The sequence below is a fragment of the Bacillus aerius genome (assembly GCF_029894105.1).
GTDB classification, from domain to species: Bacteria; Bacillota; Bacilli; order Bacillales; family Bacillaceae; genus Bacillus; species Bacillus altitudinis.
This window is the reverse complement of record NZ_JARYHO010000001.1, coordinates 3,444,060-3,464,863: the sequence shown is the minus strand read 5'-3', so window position 1 is coordinate 3,464,863 and position 20,804 is coordinate 3,444,060. Positions and strand designations below refer to the sequence as shown.

Below are 20,804 nucleotides of genomic sequence, written 5' to 3'. Positions count from 1 at the left end.
AAGTGTCGCATTATATTCATCATTATTGGCAGGTGTACTTTGAGTATGTGAATCTGATGAAAGACTTATCCTATCGCCACATACCCCTTGGATTAATCAGTAATTTTTATAAATACATCAGCCCTGAAGTAAGAGAACGTATGGAAGATGAGGCGTTTGGTGAAGAGCTGACAACGACTTGTCCAAAGCCACAAGACATTCAGCCCTTTTTTGATCAGCATAAACAGCAGATCAAGCGTACCCCTTATCGTCCGAGTCATGGAAAGGTGCTGCTTCACTTTGAACACCTGCGTTTTACTGAACAAAATTACATGCGGTTCCATCCGAACCAAACAGTGGTGCTCGCACGCTGGAAGAAGGCTGATTATTTCGGATTACCGGTGATCAGCAAGCCGGAATTAGCCGGAGAGGTTAATAAAGAAGCCCATGTTGAATATATTGAAAAAGCAAATGCTCTATTGAAACCTTACGCCCAGCATCCTGTCTTTGGCAATGTCTTTTTTAGAGAAAAGCTTCGGAAGGACATTGTGCAATTTATTGATGTGATTGACCAAATAGAAACGCTATTTGAGATGCAGCCAATCACAGCTGTCGTAGTTGGTACGACGGAGGATGCATATAGCCGTGTGCTCGCCTTGCAAACCGTGAAGCGCCATCTCACAAGTATTTGTCTTCAGCACGGTGCGCTCATGGGAGACGAAGCCTTTTTACCGATTTTCACCACCTGCCACGGAGTGTTTGGAAAATATGAAAAGGACTGGTATGTAGACAAAGGCTGTCAGCCTGAGCAGGTGGAGATCACAGGTCACCCGAGATTTGATTTGGTGCAGGAGCGAACACCGCTTCAACAGGAAATGGTCTTTCGTAAATTGAACTTCAATCCTGCCAAAAAGACTGTGCTCGTGGCAACACAGCCGTTTTCAGAAGCCTTTTACGGTGATGTTCTTAAAACAATTGCAAAACGGAAAGACATTCAGCTGATTATGAAGCCGCATCCGTGGGAAATCGCTCGAAATCGTTTAAATGACTACACAGCGATTGAACGTGCGGGGAACCATGTGAGATTAATTAAAAAAGAGATCGACTTGTATGACCTCCTGCCGTATATGGATATGGTCATAACGCTCACATCAACAGTTGGTCTGGAAGCAATGCTCTTTAAAAAGAGTGTACTGATTGGAAAAATGACAGAAGGCAGAAGATACCCTTATTACGAGTCGCTTGGCAGCTGCCACATGGAAAACCCTATTGAGTTGGCCGAGAAAGCGATCCGTATTTTATCGGATGAACAAGAAATGAAGCTGGCGAAACAGCAAGGTGCTCGTTTCATTCAAGAGCATTATCCGCATGCACAATCGACCGATGTTCTGCTTTCTCTGCTCAAAACAAAAACAGGCGTGGATTTTCAGAGATGAAGATAGGGGTGTGCAAGCGATATGGGACAAAAGAGAGCACAATTTCTTCCTTATGCACTGCCTTTTATTGAACAGGAAGAAATTGATGAAGTCATTGGAACATTAAAGTCCGGCTGGTTGTCCACCGGACCAAAAGTTAGACAGTTTGAAGAAGAGTTTAGGCAGCTGACTGGAGCGAAGCACGCAATAGCAGTCAATTCATGCACAGCTGCTCTATTTTTAGCGTTAAAGGCGAGAGGCATTGGAGCTGGTGATGAGGTCATCACAACGCCTCTGACGTTCTGCGCAACAGCCAATACGATCATCCATACGGGGGCAGCCCCTATTTTCGTGGATATTGATCCGGCGACACTCAATCTAGATGCGAAAAAATTAGAAGCGGCCATTACACCACATACGAAAGCGGTTGTCCCTGTACATTTTGCTGGTCAATCGTGTGATATGGACCAAATTTTAGCGATTGCCAAAAAATATGATTTGTTCGTGTTGGAGGATGCCGCTCATGCCCTCTATACGACCTATCATGATCAACCGATTGGATCAATTGGTGATGCGACCGCTTTTAGCTTCTATGCAACGAAAAACATAGCGACTGGTGAAGGCGGCATGCTGACGACAAATGATGATGCACTTGCGGCTAGAATCAGAAGGCTGGCGCTTCACGGGATGAGCAAGGGAGCGTGGAATCGTTATGGAGAAAAGGGAACATGGTATTACGAGGTCGAGGAACCGGGCTATAAAATGAACATGTTTGACGTGCAAGCATCGTTAGGGCTCGTTCAGCTAAGCCGGTTGAAGGAGATGCAGACACGTAGAGAACAGATTGCGAAGACATACAATCAGGCATTTCAACATGAAGCTGGTCTCATCTTGCCGCCTGTACATGATGAGGGAAGACATGCGTGGCATTTATATGTGCTGCAAGTTGATCCAAAAGAAGCACTGATCACACGCGATGACATGATTGATCAGCTGCAAAAGGAATATAAAATCGGCACGAGTGTTCATTTTATTCCCGTTCACTTGCATCCATATTATCAAGAGACCTACAACCATTCACCAGAGGATTTCCCTGAGGCACTCACTTATTACAAACGAACGCTTTCGCTCCCGCTCTATCCAAGTATGACAGATGAAGATGTGCAGGATGTCATCACCGCAGTCGTGTCAATTTTAAAAGACAAGAAGGCCTCTTCATGAAAGTCGTTCATGCAATAGACGATCAGGTGCTGGCAGCTTGGCTGAAAACATATGGTCATGAAGCGGAACGCATGGCAGGATTCAAGCAGTTTGCTCTTGTCAGCGGCGCTAAGCTCAAAGCAGTGCTGCTATACGAATGGTCCAAATGGGAGAGCGGCATTTTTGACAAGCATATTTTTCATGTGAAGTTTGTGGAAGCTGAATCAGCGTTGCTCTTTAAAGAATTGATGGAGAGATTCATCAATTGGATGAGAACAGAAAAATGTGATTTTTTCTTTTTACGTCTTGAGGCGGCTGATCTTGAAAAAAACCGCATTGTTCAAAAACTATCCCATGTGTATTATGTCGGTGGTCTCACTAGGCTTGAGGCACCGCCTGCCCTCATGGAGATGCCATCATCAGATCAAGATGTGGTGATGGGTGTGCCAGATGAAAAGGATTACGATGAGGCGGTCTTACTAGGTGATCGGGCTTTTGTGAAAAGCCGTTATGCCCTTGATCCATATTTAGACCAGCGTGTTGTTCAGCATTTTTATCAGGAGTGGATGAGAAACAACCTACTCGGACGCGCAGATATCAACCTCGTTGCCAAGGTAAATGATGAAGTGGTTGGCTTGATTCAAGGTATGACAAAGGGGCATGAGATGGGGCTTGAGCTTTTTGCGATTAGACCTGATGTTCAAGGAAAAGGGATCGGAAAAAAGCTGTTTATTGAGATGATGAAAGTGTCTCATCACAGAGGGCATCACTTCATTTCTGCGGGGACACAGCTTCATAATACGACAGCCATCCAGCTGTACGAAAAGATGGGGTTTAGGACAACAAATGCCTTTTTGTATTACCATGTGTGGCCGAAAAAAGGAGAGAGGTAAGATGGCGCATTTCTATATCGGAGATCGCAAAGTGGGAGATGATGCGCCTGTCTTTATCATTGCAGAGGCAGGCATTAACCATGATGGAAAGCTGGATCAGGCACTTGCTTTAATTGATGTGGCAAAAGAAGCAGGGGCTGATGCGGTGAAGTTTCAAATGTTTCAAGCGGATCGGATGTATCAAAAGGAACCGGGGTTATACGAAACGGCCAAAGGAGAAGAAGTGTCTATTTTTTCTTTAGTGGAACAAATGGAGCTGCCGCCGGAATGGCTGCCTGTCTTATTGAGGCGTTGTAAGGAAAAAGGATTGATGTTTTTAAGCACCGTGTGTGATGAAGAATCGGCTGATTTATTGAATCAAACGAATCCACCTGCTTTTAAACTGGCATCCTATGAAATCAACCATTTGCCTCTTTTTCGTCATACGGCTTCTTTTCACAAGCCGATCATTTTTTCAACAGCTGGGGCCACCATTGCAGATGTTCATGAAGCATACGAAACGATTACGAGCCAGCAAAATAAGCAAGTCGCCATCATGCATTGTGTGGCAAAGTATCCAGCGCCTAGAGCATATACGAACCTGCGGGTGATTCAAACCTTAAGATCCGCTTTCCCTGAAGCAGTCATTGGCTTTTCAGATCATAGTGAACACCCGACGGAAGCGCCAGTAGCCGCTGTGAAGCTCGGTGCAGCAATGATTGAAAAACATTTTACAATAGATAAAACATTACCCGGAGCGGATCATTCATTTGCTCTTAATCCTGAAGAATTAAAGGAAATGGTTCAGCACATTCGAGCAGCAGAAAAGCAGCGGGAAATAGACGTTCATTCAATACCAGAGGAGCTTCTTGGCAGTTCTTATAAAACGACAACAGCCATTGAAGGGCAGATTCGAGAATTTGCGTATCGAGGAATTTTTACGACCAAAGGCATTGCAAAGGGAGAGACCCTCACGTCAGAAAATGTAGCTGTGCTGCGCCCTGGACAAAAAAATCAGGGGTTGCATCCGCGATATATGCCGATTTTACTTGGCACAAAGGCTGTGAGAGACATCCCAGCCCATACAGGCGTTTCGTGGAAAGACGTACTCATGCAGGAGTCTCGAGATGATGCATGATGTACTTTTTGTCATTCAGGCTAGGATGGGGTCAACAAGACTGCCTAAAAAAGTGATGAAACCGATCGGCGGCATGGCGCTGATTGATTTGATTGTGGAGCGGGTGAAGCAATCAGATGATTACCATCACAAAATGCAAAACCTTATGATTGCCACAACGGTCGAGCCAGAGGATGACTATTTGGCTCAATACTGTATGTCAAAGGGTTATAAGGTGTTTCGAGGCAGTGAGGCAGATGTGCTTGAGCGGTTTGCGCAGATTGTTCGCCAATTTGAACCTAAAACGGTTGTACGTTTAACGGGAGACAATCCATTTATAGATCCTTCGCTTTTGTCGAAAATGCTTGAAAAACATAGACAGGAAAAGGCTGATTACACATATACGAACAGAACACCACTCGGTATTTCCGGGGAAATGATTGAGGCATCTATTTTATGTGAAATCGACAAATTTCCCCTCACTTATTCAGAACGTGAGCATGTCACGCTGTATATCAGAAAGCATCCCGAGCAATTTCACCTTCAATTATTCACACCGCCCAAAGAACTTGCATATCCTGCTTATCGATTCACGATTGATACAGAAGAAGATTATGTGTTTGCTACCCGTTTATTAGAGAAAGCTGGTGGTTCTATTGCTGTGCCGACAGCTGAGCTCATTTCCATCTGTGAACAACATCCAGACATTGTTCGTTTGAATCAATCTGTGAGACAGAAGGATGCTGAATGAACAAAAAAATCATGATTGTTGTTTATGGGGGTTTTTTAAGAGGAATGGGTCATGTCGTCAGAATGAAACGTTTGGCAAAAGAACTGCTTCAGGAAGGGAACGACTTATATTTCTATACAAATGATCAGATTTGTGTAGAAATGCTTTCGCACCCAGAGTGGCACGTTCAGATGGTGCATGAGTCGAATGCGCTTCTACAAATCCAACAAGACATCAAAAAGCTAAAGCCTGACCTTTTAGTCATAGATGTCCTTGATTGTGATCTTCAGTTTCTTCAAACGATCAAAGACTCCTGTGGCAGTGCGAGGTTGGTCTTATTTGAGGAAAAAAGAGAGGAAGCCTGTCAGCTTGCAGACATGGTCATAAACGGCATTTATGGCGGTCTGGACGGGAAGCACGAGCAGGTTAATGGCACGGCTTATTATCATGGAACGCCCTATTTATTGTTAGATCACGAGTTTAAACGATTCAAAGACACATATGAGGTTCGGAAAGAATGTAAAAAGGTGGTCATCAGCCTTGGCGGCAGTGATCCGTGCGGCCTGTTATCAAAGGCTGTATCGGCGCTTCTTCAAACAAATCACCTAGACATTTTAGCGGTCGCAGGAAAAGCCTCTCACATCAAAGAGCAAGTAGAGGCGGAACATATCCAATTCATTCAACATACAGATCAACTACCGGTTCTTTTATCAGAAGCTGATGTGGCTATCGTAGCAGGCGGTATGACGTTATATGAGGTAATTTGTATCGGGGTGCCCAGCATTGTCCTATCGCAAGTAGACCACCAAGCAGTGACAGCGAGCATGTTTGCGCAAAAGGGCGCTTGTTTTCACCTTGGATTAGGAGACCTTGTGGAAGAAAAAGACCTGTTGCAAGCTGTTCAAAAACTGTCTGACAGCTATTTTCTCCGCAGAAGCATTCATCTTAATGGACGTTCACTCATTGATGGAAAAGGAATCGAACGAGTGAAAAACATTCTTATACACCTCATGAAATCACACCAAAAAGAACATAAGGATGTGTAGATGTGAAGGGAGTTATTTTAGCAGGAGGAAAAGGATCACGGCTGGCACCATTAACGAAGGTTTTCAACAAACACTTGCTGCCGGTTGGTCCATACCCGATGATTTATTGGTCATTATTCAAACTGAAAGAAGCAGGAATTGTAGATGTGATGCTGATTTCACAGGAAGAACAAATTCCGTTGTTTCAAAAGTTACTGGAAGATGATCGTGAACTTGGGATGAACATTGTGTATCAAGTACAGCCAGAAGCGTCTGGTATTTCCGATGGTTTATCCTATGCAAAGCCCTTTGTTAAAGGGGAAAAATTTGTGCTGATGCTTGGTGATAATGTATTTGAAGATTCATTACGCCCTTTTGTCGACGCCTTTAGGCAACAAGAAAGCGGAGCCAAGGTTTTATTGAAAGAGGTGGCAGATCCAAAACGGTTTGGCATTGCAGAAATTGATCCTGCTCATCACCGAATTTTATCAATAGAAGAAAAGCCAGAGCACCCGAGGTCATCTTACTGCGTCACGGGCATCTATTTTTATGATCAAGACGTCTTTCAATATATCGAGGAAATCTCGCCGTCAGATCGAGGTGAACTAGAGATTACTGATGTGAATAATCTCTACATCTCAAATAGCCAGCTGACCTATGATATGTTAAAAGGGTGGTGGATTGATGCAGGAACACATGAATCTCTCCACGAAGCATCTATAAAAATGTTTGAAACGATGAAGGAAAAAGAGGGATACGAATGACGAAGTCTTATTTAATTACAGGTGGAGCAGGGTTTATTGGACTGAATTTTGTGAAGCTGCTGCTTCAAGAGTCCGATGTCCGGCTTACCGTATTTGATAAATTAACATATGCCAGTCATCCAGAGGAAATGGAATATTTATCAAATCTGCCTCATTTCCGTTTTGTCCAAGGAGATATCACGCTGCAAGACGAACTGGATCAAGTATTTGATGAAGCTTATGATGCCATCATTCATTTCGCAGCAGAATCACATGTCGATCGAAGTATTGAGTCAGCAGAACCCTTTATCCAAACAAATGTCCTTGGTACCTATCGTATGCTTGAAGCTGTTTTAAAGGGAAAGGCGAAAAAACTCATTCATATTTCCACAGATGAAGTATATGGAGATTTGGAGCCGAATGATCCTGCTTTCACAGAACAAACACCACTCTCACCGAATAATCCTTATTCAGCAAGCAAGGCAAGTTCAGACCTGCTTGTGAAATCTTATATCCACACCCACCAACTACCCGCCATGATCACAAGATGCAGCAACAACTACGGACCTTATCAGCATGAAGAAAAATTAATCCCAACCATTATTAGAAAAGCGGTCAATGGTGAAAAGATTCCGATATACGGAGACGGCAAGCAGATCCGCGATTGGCTGTATGTAGAGGATCATGCGAGAGCCGTAAAACAAGTAGTAGAAAACGGAACAGCCGGTCAGGTGTACAATATTGGCGGCGGCAACGAGAAAACAAATCTTGATTTAACCAAAACCATTCTCACACATCTAGGCATCTCTCATGACCAAATCGCGTTTATTCAAGACCGGAAAGGGCATGACAGGCGGTATGCCATTGATGCTAGTAAGCTAAAAGAAGAGCTTGGCTGGGTGCAGGCAACTTCATTCGAAAAAGGTATCGAAAAAACGATCGATTGGTATCGTGCCAAATATGATCAAAGTGAAGAAGGGTGACCGATGAAAGTTTTAATCACCGGTGCAGGCGGCCAATTAGGGAAAGAATTGACGAAACAGCTGAAAGAAAAAGACATCACAGTCATTGCTTTAACAAGGAGTATGCTGAATATCACAGATCAACAGGCAGTCAGACATGCAATGAGACATTTCCGTCCGGATATTGTTGTCAGTGCGGCTGCTTATACGTCTGTGGATCAATGCGAAACAGAAACGGAAAAAGCCTATCTTGTAAATGGGATTGGCGCCTACTATACAGCGCTTGAAGCTAAAAACGTAGGGGCGGATGTATTACATGTCAGCACAGATTATGTATTTGACGGGCAAGCGGATACCCCTTATCAAGTCGATGCACAAGCAGATCCGCAAACCATTTATGGAAAGAGTAAAAAACTTGGAGAAGAATTGATTCATCTTGTATCAGATGAAGTGAAGATCATTCGGACATCGTGGCTTTATGGACATGAGGGACATAACTTTGTGAATACCATTCTTCGGCTGGCTGAAACGAAGGATCATTTGCGCATCGTCAATGATCAGTTAGGGTCTCCTACTTATACAAAGGATGCCGCAGAAGCTTTGATTCACTTGTTTGACCAGAAAGCAGGTATTTATCATGTCAGTAACCGAGCAAGCTGTTCATGGTTTGACTTTGCGGCAGAAATTGTGGCAGCAAGCGGTCTGTCTACGATAATTGAGCCCATTTCCACTGAAGAGTATGGTTTCCAAACACCTCGGCCCGCCTACTCTGTTTTAGACCTGCAAGCGATTGAAGCGACAGGTTGGAAGCCAAGACATTGGAAGGATGCACTTCACGAATACTTGCAGAAAGAAGGGAGATTCGAGCAGCATGATTGATGGTGTACAAACGAAAAAACTCATGAAACATTGTGATGATCGCGGCTTTTTCGCAGAGCTTATTCGAGATGACGAACCGATGCTGAAGCGATTTGGGCAGGCGTCGTGGTCGAAAAGTTTCCCAGGAGTGATCAAAGCCTTTCATTATCATGAAAAACAAGACGATGTTTGGTTTTTCCCAGCAGGTCATGCACAGGTCGTTTTATACGATTTGAGAGAAGATTCCCCGACAAAGGGTCAAACCGATGTGTATTATATGGGAGAAGACAATCCGATGCTGCTCCTCATCCCAAAGGGAGTTGCCCATGGCTACCGCGTATTAGGGGAGACGCCGCTGCAGATTGTGTATTTTACAACAGAATCGTACGACCCAAAAAACCCAGATGAGAAGAGAATTGCGTGGAATGATGAGGCGATCGGATTTAATTGGGAAACGACATTTAAATAGAGAAGAGAGGCCTTTCGCAGGAGAAAGGTCTTTTTTTGTTGAAATACATTCTGTATGTGTCATTTTATGTATATTGATGAAAAGGGATGTGGATGAGTTTGTCTAAAAGAATTGCATTTGTCACAGGGGCAAGTACAGGCATTGGAAAGGCAATCGCAATAAAACTTGCCGCCCAGAGTGATATGAAGGTGATCATCAACTCTAGAAATATGGCCTCACTTGAACAGACGAAACAGCACATTCAAGATATGACAGAAACAAAGGAACCGCTGTCTCTATTCTGTGGAGATATGTCGCTTGAAGCGGTGAGGTCGGAAGCCTTTGAAGAAATAGAAAAGGAGTTTGGCAGACTCGATGTGCTGATCAATAACATTCCAGGAGGAAAACCAGATACATTTGATTCATGTGAAACTGACCAGATGCTGGCTGCTTTCTCCCAAAAAGCCATCGCCTACGTAGATACAATGAAGCGTGCAGTAGCATTGATGAAAAGACATGAATATGGACGGATCATTCAAATTGTCGGGAACCTGTGGAAGGAACCTGGTGAACAAATGTTTACGAATAGTATGATGAATGCAGCGATTATTAATGCAAGTAAAAATGCAGCCACACAGCTTGCGTCGTCTAGTATTACGGTGAATTGTTTAAATCCTGGTTTTATTGCAACCGATCGGTATGAACAATTTATCGGCAATATGATGACGAAGCAGGGAGTGTCACGAGAGCAGGCTGTACAAGCTGTCGCATCAGGTATCCCAATGCAAAGAGTAGGCTCAGCGAGTGAGATGGCGTCATTGGCAGCTTTTATGGCATCAGAGGAAGCTTCTTATATCACAGGCCAACAAATCTCCGTAGACGGTGGAACGATGAAAAGTATATAAACTGAAAAAAACCCGCTATAGGCGGGTTTTTTGATGAAATCGAATGGGGAGGATGGACAGACGGTCGATAAAGAGAGCAAGCTCTTCAATCGGGGCAACCATTGAAATGCGTACATGACGGCTCCCATTGGCTCCAAATACTCCTCCAGGCGTGACGACAACATCGGCATGTTCGAGTAAATAGTCAGCAAAGGCATGAGAATGTTCAAAGTCATCAGGAATCGGAGCCCATAAATAAAAGGCGCCGGGTGGACGTTTGATTGTCCAGCCAAGCTTTCTCGCCGCTTGCCGGATGAAGAAATTGATTCGTTCAAGGTATATCGCTCTTAATGATTGAATATGACAGTCATCACTTTGCAAGGCAGCAGTCGCTGCATGTTGAAATCCGCCATACATACTGACAAACACGTGGTCTTGGAAGGTATTGATGGCATGAATGATCTCCTCATTTCCAACAGCAAAAGCGACTCTCCATCCTGCCATATTAAAAGTCTTTGATAGAGAATATAATTCGACTCCTACACTTTTCCCGAGAGGAGTATTCATGAAGCTCACGGGTGTTTGTTCATAATGAAATGACCCATAGGCGAAATCATGAATAACATACAGCTCGTGAGCGGCGGCAAAGGTAGCAGCCTCTTCAAAAAATGCCTCATTTGCGACAGCACCCGTGGGGTTATTCGGATAATTCAAGAACAGTACTTTTGCTTTTTTGACTACATCACGATCAATTGAGGAGAGATCTGGTAAATAGCCATTTTTCTCTTCAAGTTTGATACTGTATGGCTGGGCGTCCGCCATCAAAATGCCTGAATGATATTCAGGGTATCCTGGATCGGGAACGAGTGCGATATCTCCTGGATCAAGCAGACACTGACTCATGACATACAGTCCCGTTTTTCCGCCAGTGAAAAGAGCAATTTCCTTCTGCGGATCAATCTCAGCACCGAATTCCGATCTGTAAAAATCTGCAATGGCTTGTTTGAAAAAGTCAAAGCCTCTAAAAGGGGCATATTGTTGAAATGGCAAAACACCCGCTGACTCCTTTAGGGCACTCACGATATGGGGAGGAGTTGGTAGATCAGGGTTTCCCTGACCTAGATTCATGATGTTTGCTCCGTTTTTTGTCTTTTGAGCAATTTTTTCAAAGACGGTGCCGAATTTTTGTTCAGGCAGCCGTTCAATCATTTTAGATGCTAACATTTTCACCACAGCAGCCTCTCTTTCTATCCCTTCACTAATTCATCCATTAACTGAATCGTTGCCTGTTTCTGAATGTTGCGGATGGACGCGGCAACGTCTTGTGAGGATGATCCTTTTAATTCAAGAGATACGATTCCATTAAAAGCTTCAAATAAGGCAAGATCCACCATAGTCCCTTTGGTAGGGAATGATTGATTGACAATTGCAGTATCTCCAACGAATGCCTCCTCTGGAATAGACACATGATCAATGGTGATATGTGTGGCTTCAGGTGGGATAAGCCCACTCTCTTTAAAATGCTGAGGGTACAGGTGGCAGTCCGCTACATAAAATGTATGTCCAGAAAGCAGCTGTTTTGGCAGTACAGCCTTTTTACCATCAACTAATACATCAATCAATAGCTTGGCCATATCGACGCCAAAGACCTTTTTAATATTCGGGATCATATTCCAGCCAGCGAATCGAGCCGCTGATTCGATCAGTCCAGTTTCTCGATTTTTCATGAGTTTGATTTCTGTATGGGTTGCACAATGTTCAAGACCTAGTCCTTCATTTGCCTTTCTTGCTGCTTCAATGATGATTTGCTTTGCTTCATTGTCTAAGATCGTCGGAGTGATATGAGCCGTTTCTGTAAAACCGATTTGAGGGGTTTTATCATGTATGACAAAAGGGAGATATTCGCCCTCTACGACCAGCCCTTCTACACTGACATAATCAGCATATCCTTCATCTTCATACCAATCTTCGTAAGCACCCTCTAAATACGTTTCAGCGACAAACGGTGCTTCATACGTGACAGCGTCTGGGACTGGTATGGTTTCCAAATACGATTGTACTTGTAAAAACAGATCATCACTTCCAGCCTTGTCATGAAACAAGGTGACGCCAATAGAACTGGCTAAATATGTAGGCTTTAAAATGAGCGGTGTTCCGATAGACTCAATGGCTTTTTGGAAATCAGATAAAGTCGTGACAGGCTGAGTTTTCACCGCTTTGACGCCAGAGGCGTTGAATGCAGCCCTCATTTGGCTTTTATCACGCGCCATTTCGGCTGCCTTGACACCGGCACCTCGCAGCCCAAGACGTTCAGCGGCCTTTGCCATCGGTGCAATGAATAATTCATTATTGGTGGTGATTGCATCTGCTTTGAAAAAGGAAGCCACTCGAATGAAGTCTTCCACAACTTCTTCTTCTGATTTTGGATAATCATCATGTGCCCAGTAAATAGAATCAGGGTGTTCAAAAGAAGGGTGTGTATCAAAATAATCACGGTCTTTGATGACCGCAATGGAGTATTTTTCGATTAGCTCGGCATGTCCCTTTGTAATCGCAAAGGGTCTCGGGATATAAGAAACGATATGATACGATGCCGCCACGCTTTCATAAAACATATGGGGCGGGCATCCACCTAGATCAGCAATGACAAGTACAGTTTTTTTACTCAATGAAAGCACTCCTTTTTATCTAGCGGTGTAACCTCCGTCTGCTGTGACGACACTTCCAGTCATATAGCTGGATAGATCAGAGGCGAGAAAGAGCATCACGCCAGCAATTTCTTCAGGTTTTCCAAGCCGCAGCATAGGATTCACCTTTGCTTTTTCCTTTTTGACGATCTCGAGACTTTCTGTGTGGTTGTCTAAAAAGGACTTCTCGTTTAATGGTGTATCAATGATGCCAGGGGCAATACAATTCACCCTGATTTGATGAGCGGCATAGTCAATGGCCATTGATTTGGTGAGCTGAATGACACCGCCTTTTGTTGCGTTGTATGCAGGAATGTCAGGCCAGCCCACAAGACCTCCGACAGATCCGGTATTGATAATACTTCCACTTTTCTTTTCAAGCATATGCGGCAAAGTATGCTTACTCATGAGAAAGACGCCGGTCAGGTTGACCTGAAGAATACGATGCCAATCCTCCAGTGCCATCTCATGAATAAGTGAGACAATTTCGATGCCTGCATTGTTAATGAGGACATCAATGGCACCGAATCGGCTCAGCACGCTCTGAACGGTTTGGTGACAGTCAGACTCCTTCGTAATATCTGTTTTAAAAAATGCAAGGTGCTCATGCGGCAATGATTCAATTAGTTGGTTGCCGCTGCTTTCATTGATGTCAGCGACAGCTACTTTTGCTCCATGCTCGAGGAAGAGCTTGACAGCAGCAAGCCCAATCCCCGACGCACCCCCTGTAATGAGGACAATTTTTCCATCCAGCTTCATTTCTTCACCTTAGATGCCTTTGGTTTTAAGCGATTATAGCGAGGAGGGAAGAAGAGATTAATAGACTTTGATGCTTCTGGCTTTGGATTGATGGCCCCATGATCTTCCCTTGGATCACAGAAATAGGTGGTGCCAAATTCCATCTTTTCTGTAAAGCCTTCGATTGTCATATCATACCCTCCGCTGATGCAAATGCCGATTTGTTCATTTCTATGTTTATGAAAAGGCATTTCTCCACCGTTTCCAGGGATATTGGCAATCATCAGCTCCATCCAATCCTCCACAAAAAAAGTCACTTCCATGCCAGGGAGTAAATCCCGTGTTTTGAAAATGTCTAAGAAATAAGTGGGGGGAGCTGTATATTCTTCGTCATCCTTTAATCTCTTAATATCAATGGCGATCACTTCTTCATCTGTCAGATTTGAAGCGCCGTGAGGGACAAACGGTGGTGCGATATAGGCTGATTCTAATGGGGTGAGCAGTTGAGTCGATTGGCCGACAGTCATTTGAAGCTCGCCCTTTAACACAATGCCGATTTGTGCTTCGGGATGTTCGTGAGGTTCAATGATCGTGCGGGGAGGGACGTATGAAATTAACACTTCCGTACCGCCTCTTACAGTGGAATATTGGATAACGCCATTATCCCATTCTAATTTTTTCGCTTGAGGAAAATATCGTTCTTGCGTCTTTTGTTCAGTTTGCATCTTACATCTCTCCTTTTCCGAATATGGACCAGCTCATGGGTATACTTTTAAACGTTCGAATGAAGATGAGGCCATATGTGGCTCTTGCCACCTCATTCGTTAAAGCAAAATCAAATTCGCCGTCCCTTACTTTCTGCGCGGCAGTACTTGTAGAATTAACAAGTTCAAATTCAGCATTTTGGTGAATGAAATATTGAATTAAATTGACAGGTGCAGGATGTGAGACAATTTTTAAATGGTGGAGCATTTGTTCATTGAATGGGAAATCAGGTCTGACAGCCAAACCATACATGGGCGTGTCACATCTGAAAATTTGTAAAAGCTGTAGATCTGGTCTCATGTAGAAGTGTTTGATGCCTTCATATGCGTGTGGGACGAGAGTAAATTGAAGTGGTTGAGAGAGAGTATGTTCAATGCAAGTTTCGAATGTGTCATAAAGGGATAGTTTCGTATGAGTACCGAGTGTAGTGGTGGATTGAGAGATGAAATGTTTTGCTGCGTATTCACTGCTTGTCCCCTTAGGGCCTAGTGTGTTGACTGTAAACATCTTAGGTGAAGGGCTTGGCTCTTCTTTGAAATGAAACACATCATCATTCTTTAGGATCATGTTTACCATCCAATCTTTTTCAAATTTTTACTAGATTATAAAATTTAAAATTGGTAATTGTCAACAAATTTTATAAAAAATGTAATATATGATGATATTAAAAATTGATCTAAAAAACTGCACATATCGAGATGTGCAGTGAAATGTGCTTACGTTTCAAGAGTAGTTGGCTGTTTTTTCTGTAAGGCACGTTCTCGTTTATAGCTGCCGAAGCTGATGATGAAACCAACAAGTGTGATCAATGCACAGACAAGACCTACCGTATGATATCCGAAATGGACATAAACGGGTCCCATCAGTCCGGAACCGAGCATAACAGCAAGGTTGGAGGCCAGGCTGTAAAAAGCCATCACTTTCCCGCGATGGGTTTGAGAGCAGTCGCTTAGAACGGTGCTTAGAAGCGTGACAGATAAGCTTTGCATAGCACCCCAAATAAATAGGGCGAAAATCAGCAACATCCACGAGAATGGCGCATAAGGAAGCAAGGCTAGAACAAGCGCAATTCCACCCAGCACGAGGACAAGGGAACGGGTTTTACCGAACCAGTCTGCTAATTTTCCAGTAAACATACTCATAGAAAAGCCGACGCCATAAGCCATAATAAGAAGTCCAGCTGTTGATTGTCCGCCATCAAACAGACTTTGCAAATAAGCACCTAAAAACGAGTACATGCCGTAAAATCCAAGCATATTGCAAAACGTCACAGTCAAATAGGCAGGCACACGATCGATTTTCAAAGCTCCCCATAAAGAGCCTGTTTTCTCTCTAGCTTGAGGTGCCTTCGGATCAGCTGCTCTGACTTGTTTTCTTGATTCAAGGATGACGAGCAGCAGGACAATGAGACTCATCATAGCGAAGATCCAAAACGTCCAGCGCCAGTTTAAACTCTGGCCGATAAAGGCGCCAATGGGCACACCAAGGACAAGAGAAAGAGACCAGCTCGATACAATGAGTCCCATCACTTTGCCGCGATATTCGTATGGAACCCGGTCGCCCACAAGAGCATAGGCTGTTGGCACAAATACACCAGTTGCCAGCCCAGAAATAGCACGACCTGCAAAAAACACGGCCAAATTTGGGGCAGCAGCACACATCACTGTTCCAATCAAAAAGAAAGACAGCCCAATCATCAAACACAGCTCTCTTGAATATCGGTCCCCTAAAGGAACGAGCAGCGGAGCTCCAACCAACACAGCTAACCCATAAATGCTGATGGAAAGAGCGAGAACATCAAGAGAGTGCTGAAAGGAGTTTGATAAATCAGGCAGCAGTGGTGAAATCACCAGTTCCTCCGATCCCGCCGCAAAAACGCCAAGTGTGAGTGCAATGGCAAGTGTGATGGGAAATGTTTTAGAAGCCTGGCTGTCTAAAGATTCTTTCATCAAGTGATCCCTCCATACTTGCTTTTTCATTCAATTCCGTTAAAATAAATTCTACCATTATTTAGTTTTATTTTACATTTCGTATCATAAGTATCATCATAAAATACTTTTCAAATGGAACGATTTTGGGATAGGAGCGTAACGAATGAAAATCACCGATGTGGATGTGCATATTTTAAACGAATTGAGAGAAGATGCCCGCTTATCAATGAGGGAATTGTCCAAACGAGTGAATTTATCGGCGCCTGCGGTAGCAGAAAGAGTGCGAAAACTGGAGGATGCAGGGATTATCGAAGGGTATTCTGTTCAAGTCAATTATAAAAAGTTGGGTCTGATGATAGACTGTTTACTGGAAGTCACCGTATTAAATGGGGAGTATCAGCGTTTTGTGACATTTATGAACCAGCATCCACGTGCGTTCTTTGCTTATCGAGTGGCAGGACAGTCCTGTTTTTTCATTAAGCTGTCTGTTTCTTCTCTTGAAGAAATTGAAGCGTTTATTCAAGATGTGTCTGGCTTTACAAAAACGGTCTCTCATATTGTCTTATCAGAGCATTCCTTTACCCATCCCATTCATGAACGTGTGAAACAAATAGAAGAGCCAGAAATGACCGTGGTGAAATAGAAAAAGGACCTGCCCTCAGGTCCTTTTGATTCGTTTATCTGACTGATAGCTCATGATCGTAATGATCAATCCAATGAATGTTACACTTGCCGCAAAGAGCGGGACAAGCTGTAAATGTGTGATTTCGATAGCAAGACCGCCAAGCGCTGCACCGCCGGCATTTCCAATATTAAAGGCAGAATGACTGAGCGTTGATGCGAGTGTCGGGGCTTCATGTGCCATGTTCATCGTGCGGTATTGCAAGGTAGGAACGAGAATAAATGAAATGATTCCCCAAACAAAAATCGTCAGCACGGCAGGCACTTTAAAGGCAGATGTATATGTGAATAACAACAGGACAACCATCAGCAAGATCAATGTGACGATAATACTCGGCATCAGCTTCCAGTCCGCAAGTTTTCCACCGACTAAATTCCCAATGGTGACCCCAAGCCCAAAGAGGACAAGAATGAGGGTGACCCCGTTTTCCTGAAGGCCAGTCACTTGCAGCAGGATCGGGCTGATATACGTAAAGGCGGTAAACACACCCGCAAAACCGAATATCGTCATCGCAAAGGAGACGAGGACCTGCGGCTTTTTCAACACCGATATTTCATTTCGAATATCTAATACTTCTTCTTTCGATTGATTGGGTACTAAACTGATAATACCGATTAAGGAAATGAGACCAATGACAGCAATAACGAGAAATGACATGCGCCAGCCGAATTGATTTCCGATAAAGGTGCCAAATGGCACACCCAGTACATTGGCTACTGTCAGTCCTGTAAACATGAAGCTGATCGCACTTGCGCTTCGCTCCTTAGGAACAAGCCGTGCAGCCATAATGGCGCCGACACCAAAGAAGGTACCATGGGCAAATGACGTTAAAATACGTGCAGCCATCAAGAGACCATAAGAAGACGATACAGCTGCGACAGCATTTCCTGCTACGAAAAGAATCATTAATAGAATGAGGAGACGTTTTCTCGACATTTTTCCAGTTGATAACGTTAAAATAGGGCCGCCAACTGCGACACCGAGTGCATATCCGGTAATCAGCTGACCTGAAGCAGAAATAGATACATGAAGATCATTTGCGACATTTGGCAAAAGTCCCATGATCACAAATTCAGTCATGCCAATCGAAAACGCACCGAGCGTTAACGCAAAAATAGCGATGGGGAAGTTTTTCATGATGAGATCACCTTTCTAAACAAATACATAAAAAGGCTTCGGAGAGATCCGAAGCCTTAAGAGTTTATCATACATGGAAATAAGACGCTAGTTGCTCGTTTGCTAATCGGTTTCCAACAAAGAAGGAACCAAATTCGCCGTAACGTGCACTCACTTCATCAAATCGCATTTCGTAGACCAATTTTTTAAATTGAAGCACATCATCAGAGAAAAGAGTGACGCCCCACTCATAATCATCAAAGCCAACAGAACCTGTAATGATCTGTTTTACTTTCCCAGCATAGCTTCTGCCAATTAAACCATGGCTTCTCATAAGGGATTTGCGCTCATCCATTGAAAGCATGTACCAGTTGTCATTGCCAGAACGTCTTTTATCCATTGGATAGAAACAGACATATTGAGAAGAAGGAAGCTCTGGATAGAGGCGTGCACGTACATGCGGGTTCTCGTAAGGGTCTCCGCCATCTCCGCCTCCTGCCAAGTAGTTGCTGAGTTCAACAACTGACACGTAAGAATAAGCTGGAATCGTAAACTCTGCTAGTCGTGTCTTGTTAAATTCAAGTTCAATTTCACCCAGTTCTTCCATGGTCGGACGTAAAATCATGAGCATAATATCTGCTTTTTGGCCGACAATACTATAGATTGTTTGGCTTCCAGCCTGATTGTGCTCAGCTGTTTTCCATTTTTCTAATAGACCTGTGAACTCATGAATGATAGCTTGACGCTCATCGCTTGTTAGCAACTTCCAAGCTGTCCAGTCGATCGTTCTAAAATCATGCAGTGCATACCAGCCATCTAGTGTTTGAGCTGCTTCATTTGTTGTATGTTGTTCGCTCATTTCTTTCACTCCTATTTACAGTTTTCCATCTGTTCCAACTATAACATAGTTTGTCCAAATGAAGATGTGATCAAAACTTGAACGACGAAAACGCTTTTCTAGAAATTGATTTAATTAGTTTGAAAAATAAGAATTTAAATTGTAAGCGCTATAATGTAAGTTGGTAGTTTGAATTTATGTAGAAGAAGAGTATGCTTAAAAGAGAACGCTTTTTTTGTAAAATCAAGGAGGGTATTGAAGTGGCAGATATTTTTTCAACAGTTCAGGAAAAGGTTGCAGGTAAAGGAGTTAAGATCGTTTTTCCTGAGGGAATGGACGAACGCATTCTAACAGCCGTTCAAAAACTAGCAGATGGCAAAGTATTGCAGCCAATTGTTGTAGGTAAGAAGGAAGAAGTAGAAGCAAAAGCAAAAGAATTAGGTCTTACACTTGATGGTGTTGACGTGTATGATCCTCATACATATGAAGGTTTTGAAGATCTTGTACAAGCTTTCGTCGAAAGACGTAAAGGCAAAGCGACAGAAGAGCAAGCGAGAAAAGCATTACTGGATGAAAACTACTTCGGTACAATGCTTGTGTATAAAGGTCTTGCAGACGGCCTTGTAAGCGGAGCAGCACACTCAACTGCTGACACAGTACGCCCAGCACTTCAAATCATTAAAACAAAAGAAGGCGTAAAGAAAACTTCTGGCGTCTTCATTATGGCTCGCGGCGAAGAGCAATATGTGTTTGCTGATTGTGCGATCAACATTGCACCAGACAGCCAAGATCTTGCTGAAATTGCGATCGAAAGTGCAAACACAGCAAAAATGTTTGACATCGAACCACGTGTAGCAATGCTTAGCTTCTCTACAAAAGGTTCAGCAAAATCAGACGAAACAGACAAAGTATCTGAAGCGGTTCGCATTGCAAAAGAAAAAGCACCTGAGCTTGTTCTTGATGGAGAGTTCCAATTCGATGCAGCTTTCGTTCCTTCAGTGGCAGCGAAAAAAGCACCAGATTCCGTCATCAAAGGCGATGCTAGCGTATTTGTTTTCCCTAGCCTTGAAGCTGGAAACATTGGCTACAAAATTGCCCAGCGCTTAGGTAACTTTGAAGCTGTAGGTCCAATCCTACAAGGTCTAAATCAGCCAGTAAACGATCTTTCAAGAGGCTGTAATGCCGAAGACGTTTACAATCTTGCGCTTATCACAGCAGCTCAAGCACTATAATATAATCATCCAAGAAGCTAGCTTCGTGTCAAAACGAAGCTAGCTTTTTTTATGTGAATTAGGTATAAAAACCCAATACATACGATTCATTTTTAAGTGAATTCGTTTTCAATCATATGCCTCTTGTGCTAGTAAATGGTAACATAACAGAGGACTATTTGAGGAATAGAGGTGTTTGACGATGTCTGGAGCTATCATCGGTTATACAACAGCCTTGTATTCGTTAAAGGCAGACATATCCATAAAAAAAGAACAAATCATAGAACTGAACATGTGTCGAAAAGAAATCAAAGAAGCAAAGTCTGCTCTGGCAGATGCTAACAAGAAAATGACTCATCCAGATCTGACATCACATACATGGTTTGGCCATCTCGCAGATACGTTTGATGACATTCGAGACGAGATGGCATCCGCCAGTCAAGAGATAAAAAGTGTACAGCTGACCAATCTATTGAATCGAATTGATGAGAAAATCAGCGACTTAAAATCAGAGATCCATTCATTAGAACATGAAATTCATTCGGTTGAAAGAAAAATAGAGAAAGAAAAGCAGAAACAACTGGAAGAAAAAAGAGGGTAGTC

At 43.3% G+C, this 20,804-nt stretch carries 22 protein-coding genes; 14 read left to right on the top strand and 8 right to left on the bottom strand.

Features of this window, described 5'->3' with window-relative positions:
• Window positions 1-2 precede the first annotated feature (2 nt).
• The 11 genes from M2353_RS17985 to M2353_RS17935 all read left to right on the top strand — a co-directional run bounded on the left by M2353_RS17985 (window position 3) and on the right by M2353_RS17935 (window position 10,254).
• Complete coding sequence (locus M2353_RS17985; protein ID WP_284725835.1) at window positions 3-1,415, top strand: capsular polysaccharide export protein, LipB/KpsS family; 1,413 nt, start codon at window positions 3-5, stop codon at window positions 1,413-1,415.
• Between the two features lie 21 nt (window positions 1,416-1,436).
• Window positions 1,437-2,615 (top strand): DegT/DnrJ/EryC1/StrS family aminotransferase, encoded by a 1,179-nt coding sequence (locus tag M2353_RS17980; protein WP_041091357.1) that lies wholly within the window; start codon window positions 1,437-1,439, stop codon window positions 2,613-2,615.
• The gene (locus M2353_RS17975) at window positions 2,612-3,487 is read left to right on the top strand and encodes a GNAT family N-acetyltransferase (RefSeq protein WP_284725834.1); all 876 of its coding nucleotides are present in this window, start codon (window positions 2,612-2,614) and stop codon (window positions 3,485-3,487) included. The genes M2353_RS17980 and M2353_RS17975 overlap by 4 nt, the downstream gene beginning before the upstream one ends.
• A gap of 1 nt (window position 3,488) precedes the next feature.
• A complete protein-coding gene (locus tag M2353_RS17970) occupies window positions 3,489-4,604 on the top strand; it encodes an N-acetylneuraminate synthase family protein (RefSeq protein WP_284725833.1) in 1,116 nt (371 codons plus the stop codon).
• Window positions 4,594-5,334: a cytidylyltransferase domain-containing protein gene (locus M2353_RS17965; protein WP_284725832.1), complete on the top strand. Its 741-nt coding sequence runs from the start codon at window positions 4,594-4,596 to the stop codon at window positions 5,332-5,334. Before M2353_RS17970 ends, M2353_RS17965 begins: the two co-directional genes overlap by 11 nt.
• Complete coding sequence (locus M2353_RS17960) at window positions 5,331-6,359, top strand: glycosyltransferase (RefSeq protein ID WP_284725831.1); 1,029 nt, start codon at window positions 5,331-5,333, stop codon at window positions 6,357-6,359. Before M2353_RS17965 ends, M2353_RS17960 begins: the two co-directional genes overlap by 4 nt.
• A 2-nt stretch (window positions 6,360-6,361) precedes the next feature.
• Window positions 6,362-7,102, top strand: a complete 741-nt coding sequence (locus M2353_RS17955; RefSeq protein WP_284725830.1) for a sugar phosphate nucleotidyltransferase — start codon at window positions 6,362-6,364, stop codon at window positions 7,100-7,102.
• Window positions 7,099-8,064 carry a dTDP-glucose 4,6-dehydratase gene (rfbB, locus tag M2353_RS17950; protein ID WP_284725829.1) on the top strand — a complete coding sequence of 322 codons (966 nt, stop codon included), beginning with the start codon at window positions 7,099-7,101 and terminating at the stop codon, window positions 8,062-8,064. Before M2353_RS17955 ends, rfbB begins: the two co-directional genes overlap by 4 nt.
• 3 nt (window positions 8,065-8,067) lie before the next feature.
• Window positions 8,068-8,922 carry a dTDP-4-dehydrorhamnose reductase gene (rfbD, locus tag M2353_RS17945; RefSeq protein WP_047945790.1) on the top strand — a complete coding sequence of 285 codons (855 nt, stop codon included), beginning with the start codon at window positions 8,068-8,070 and terminating at the stop codon, window positions 8,920-8,922.
• Window positions 8,915-9,370 (top strand): dTDP-4-dehydrorhamnose 3,5-epimerase family protein, encoded by a 456-nt coding sequence (locus M2353_RS17940; RefSeq protein ID WP_008343612.1) that lies wholly within the window; start codon window positions 8,915-8,917, stop codon window positions 9,368-9,370. Before rfbD ends, M2353_RS17940 begins: the two co-directional genes overlap by 8 nt.
• 92 nt (window positions 9,371-9,462) lie before the next feature.
• Window positions 9,463-10,254 (top strand): SDR family oxidoreductase, encoded by a 792-nt coding sequence (locus M2353_RS17935; protein ID WP_272914028.1) that lies wholly within the window; start codon window positions 9,463-9,465, stop codon window positions 10,252-10,254.
• A gap of 15 nt (window positions 10,255-10,269) precedes the next feature.
• Here the strand turns inward: M2353_RS17935 and M2353_RS17930 are convergent, their stop codons facing one another.
• The 6 genes from M2353_RS17930 to M2353_RS17905 form a co-directional block, all read right to left on the bottom strand.
• On the bottom strand, window positions 10,270-11,463 hold the full coding sequence (locus tag M2353_RS17930) for an aminotransferase class I/II-fold pyridoxal phosphate-dependent enzyme (protein ID WP_268430658.1): 1,194 nt from the start codon (window positions 11,461-11,463) through the stop codon (window positions 10,270-10,272).
• A gap of 17 nt (window positions 11,464-11,480) precedes the next feature.
• Complete coding sequence (gene bacD / locus M2353_RS17925) at window positions 11,481-12,902, bottom strand: alanine--anticapsin ligase (RefSeq protein WP_284725827.1); 1,422 nt, start codon at window positions 12,900-12,902, stop codon at window positions 11,481-11,483.
• Window positions 12,903-12,917: 15 nt separating this feature from the next.
• A complete protein-coding gene (locus M2353_RS17920; protein ID WP_217967727.1) occupies window positions 12,918-13,679 on the bottom strand; it encodes an SDR family NAD(P)-dependent oxidoreductase in 762 nt (253 codons plus the stop codon).
• Window positions 13,676-14,383 (bottom strand): 3-((4R)-4-hydroxycyclohexa-1,5-dien-1-yl)-2-oxopropanoate isomerase, encoded by a 708-nt coding sequence (bacB, locus tag M2353_RS17915; RefSeq protein ID WP_017368257.1) that lies wholly within the window; start codon window positions 14,381-14,383, stop codon window positions 13,676-13,678. The genes M2353_RS17920 and bacB overlap by 4 nt, the downstream gene beginning before the upstream one ends.
• 1 nt (window position 14,384) lies before the next feature.
• The gene (locus M2353_RS17910; RefSeq protein WP_047945786.1) at window positions 14,385-14,990 is read right to left on the bottom strand and encodes a bacilysin biosynthesis protein BacA; all 606 of its coding nucleotides are present in this window, start codon (window positions 14,988-14,990) and stop codon (window positions 14,385-14,387) included.
• 149 nt (window positions 14,991-15,139) lie between these two features.
• A complete protein-coding gene (locus M2353_RS17905) occupies window positions 15,140-16,372 on the bottom strand; it encodes an MFS transporter (protein ID WP_284725826.1) in 1,233 nt (410 codons plus the stop codon).
• A gap of 145 nt (window positions 16,373-16,517) precedes the next feature.
• Between M2353_RS17905 and M2353_RS17900 the strand changes: the two genes are divergently transcribed.
• Window positions 16,518-16,997: an Lrp/AsnC family transcriptional regulator gene (locus tag M2353_RS17900; RefSeq protein ID WP_073413039.1), complete on the top strand. Its 480-nt coding sequence runs from the start codon at window positions 16,518-16,520 to the stop codon at window positions 16,995-16,997.
• 15 nt (window positions 16,998-17,012) lie between these two features.
• On the opposite strand, the gene M2353_RS17895 is transcribed toward M2353_RS17900, so the two are convergent.
• Together M2353_RS17895 and hemQ are read right to left on the bottom strand one after the other, a co-directional pair.
• Window positions 17,013-18,173: an MFS transporter gene (locus M2353_RS17895; protein ID WP_284725825.1), complete on the bottom strand. Its 1,161-nt coding sequence runs from the start codon at window positions 18,171-18,173 to the stop codon at window positions 17,013-17,015.
• Window positions 18,174-18,240: 67 nt separating this feature from the next.
• Entirely contained in the window at window positions 18,241-19,011 is a 771-nt protein-coding gene (hemQ, locus tag M2353_RS17890; RefSeq protein WP_024719459.1) for a hydrogen peroxide-dependent heme synthase, read from the bottom strand.
• A 239-nt stretch (window positions 19,012-19,250) separates the two neighbouring features.
• On the opposite strand from hemQ, the gene pta reads away from it, so the two are divergent.
• Complete coding sequence (gene pta, locus M2353_RS17885) at window positions 19,251-20,222, top strand: phosphate acetyltransferase (RefSeq protein ID WP_008343597.1); 972 nt, start codon at window positions 19,251-19,253, stop codon at window positions 20,220-20,222.
• Between the two features lie 181 nt (window positions 20,223-20,403).
• A complete protein-coding gene (locus tag M2353_RS17880; RefSeq protein ID WP_041507929.1) occupies window positions 20,404-20,802 on the top strand; it encodes a YwqH-like family protein in 399 nt (132 codons plus the stop codon).
• Window positions 20,803-20,804: the final 2 nt, after the last annotated feature.

Coding starts and splice junctions, on each gene's coding strand:
- rfbD (WP_047945790.1), top strand. CDS start 8,068: ATGAAAGTTTTAATCACCGGTGCAGGCGGCCAATTAGGGAAAGAATTG.
- M2353_RS17895 (WP_284725825.1), bottom strand. CDS start 18,173: ATGAAAAACTTCCCCATCGCTATTTTTGCGTTAACGCTCGGTGCGTTT.
- M2353_RS17975 (WP_284725834.1), top strand. CDS start 2,612: ATGAAAGTCGTTCATGCAATAGACGATCAGGTGCTGGCAGCTTGGCTG.
- M2353_RS17940 (WP_008343612.1), top strand. CDS start 8,915: ATGATTGATGGTGTACAAACGAAAAAACTCATGAAACATTGTGATGAT.
- M2353_RS17980 (WP_041091357.1), top strand. CDS start 1,437: ATGGGACAAAAGAGAGCACAATTTCTTCCTTATGCACTGCCTTTTATT.
- bacB (WP_017368257.1), bottom strand. CDS start 14,383: ATGCAAACTGAACAAAAGACGCAAGAACGATATTTTCCTCAAGCGAAA.
- M2353_RS17970 (WP_284725833.1), top strand. CDS start 3,489: ATGGCGCATTTCTATATCGGAGATCGCAAAGTGGGAGATGATGCGCCT.
- M2353_RS17965 (WP_284725832.1), top strand. CDS start 4,594: ATGATGCATGATGTACTTTTTGTCATTCAGGCTAGGATGGGGTCAACA.
- M2353_RS17920 (WP_217967727.1), bottom strand. CDS start 13,679: ATGAAGCTGGATGGAAAAATTGTCCTCATTACAGGGGGTGCGTCGGGG.
- M2353_RS17910 (WP_047945786.1), bottom strand. CDS start 14,990: ATGATCCTAAAGAATGATGATGTGTTTCATTTCAAAGAAGAGCCAAGC.
- M2353_RS17935 (WP_272914028.1), top strand. CDS start 9,463: ATGAGTTTGTCTAAAAGAATTGCATTTGTCACAGGGGCAAGTACAGGC.
- M2353_RS17880 (WP_041507929.1), top strand. CDS start 20,404: ATGTCTGGAGCTATCATCGGTTATACAACAGCCTTGTATTCGTTAAAG.
- M2353_RS17900 (WP_073413039.1), top strand. CDS start 16,518: ATGAAAATCACCGATGTGGATGTGCATATTTTAAACGAATTGAGAGAA.
- M2353_RS17960 (WP_284725831.1), top strand. CDS start 5,331: ATGAACAAAAAAATCATGATTGTTGTTTATGGGGGTTTTTTAAGAGGA.
- M2353_RS17905 (WP_284725826.1), bottom strand. CDS start 16,372: ATGAAAGAATCTTTAGACAGCCAGGCTTCTAAAACATTTCCCATCACA.
- rfbB (WP_284725829.1), top strand. CDS start 7,099: ATGACGAAGTCTTATTTAATTACAGGTGGAGCAGGGTTTATTGGACTG.
- hemQ (WP_024719459.1), bottom strand. CDS start 19,011: ATGAGCGAACAACATACAACAAATGAAGCAGCTCAAACACTAGATGGC.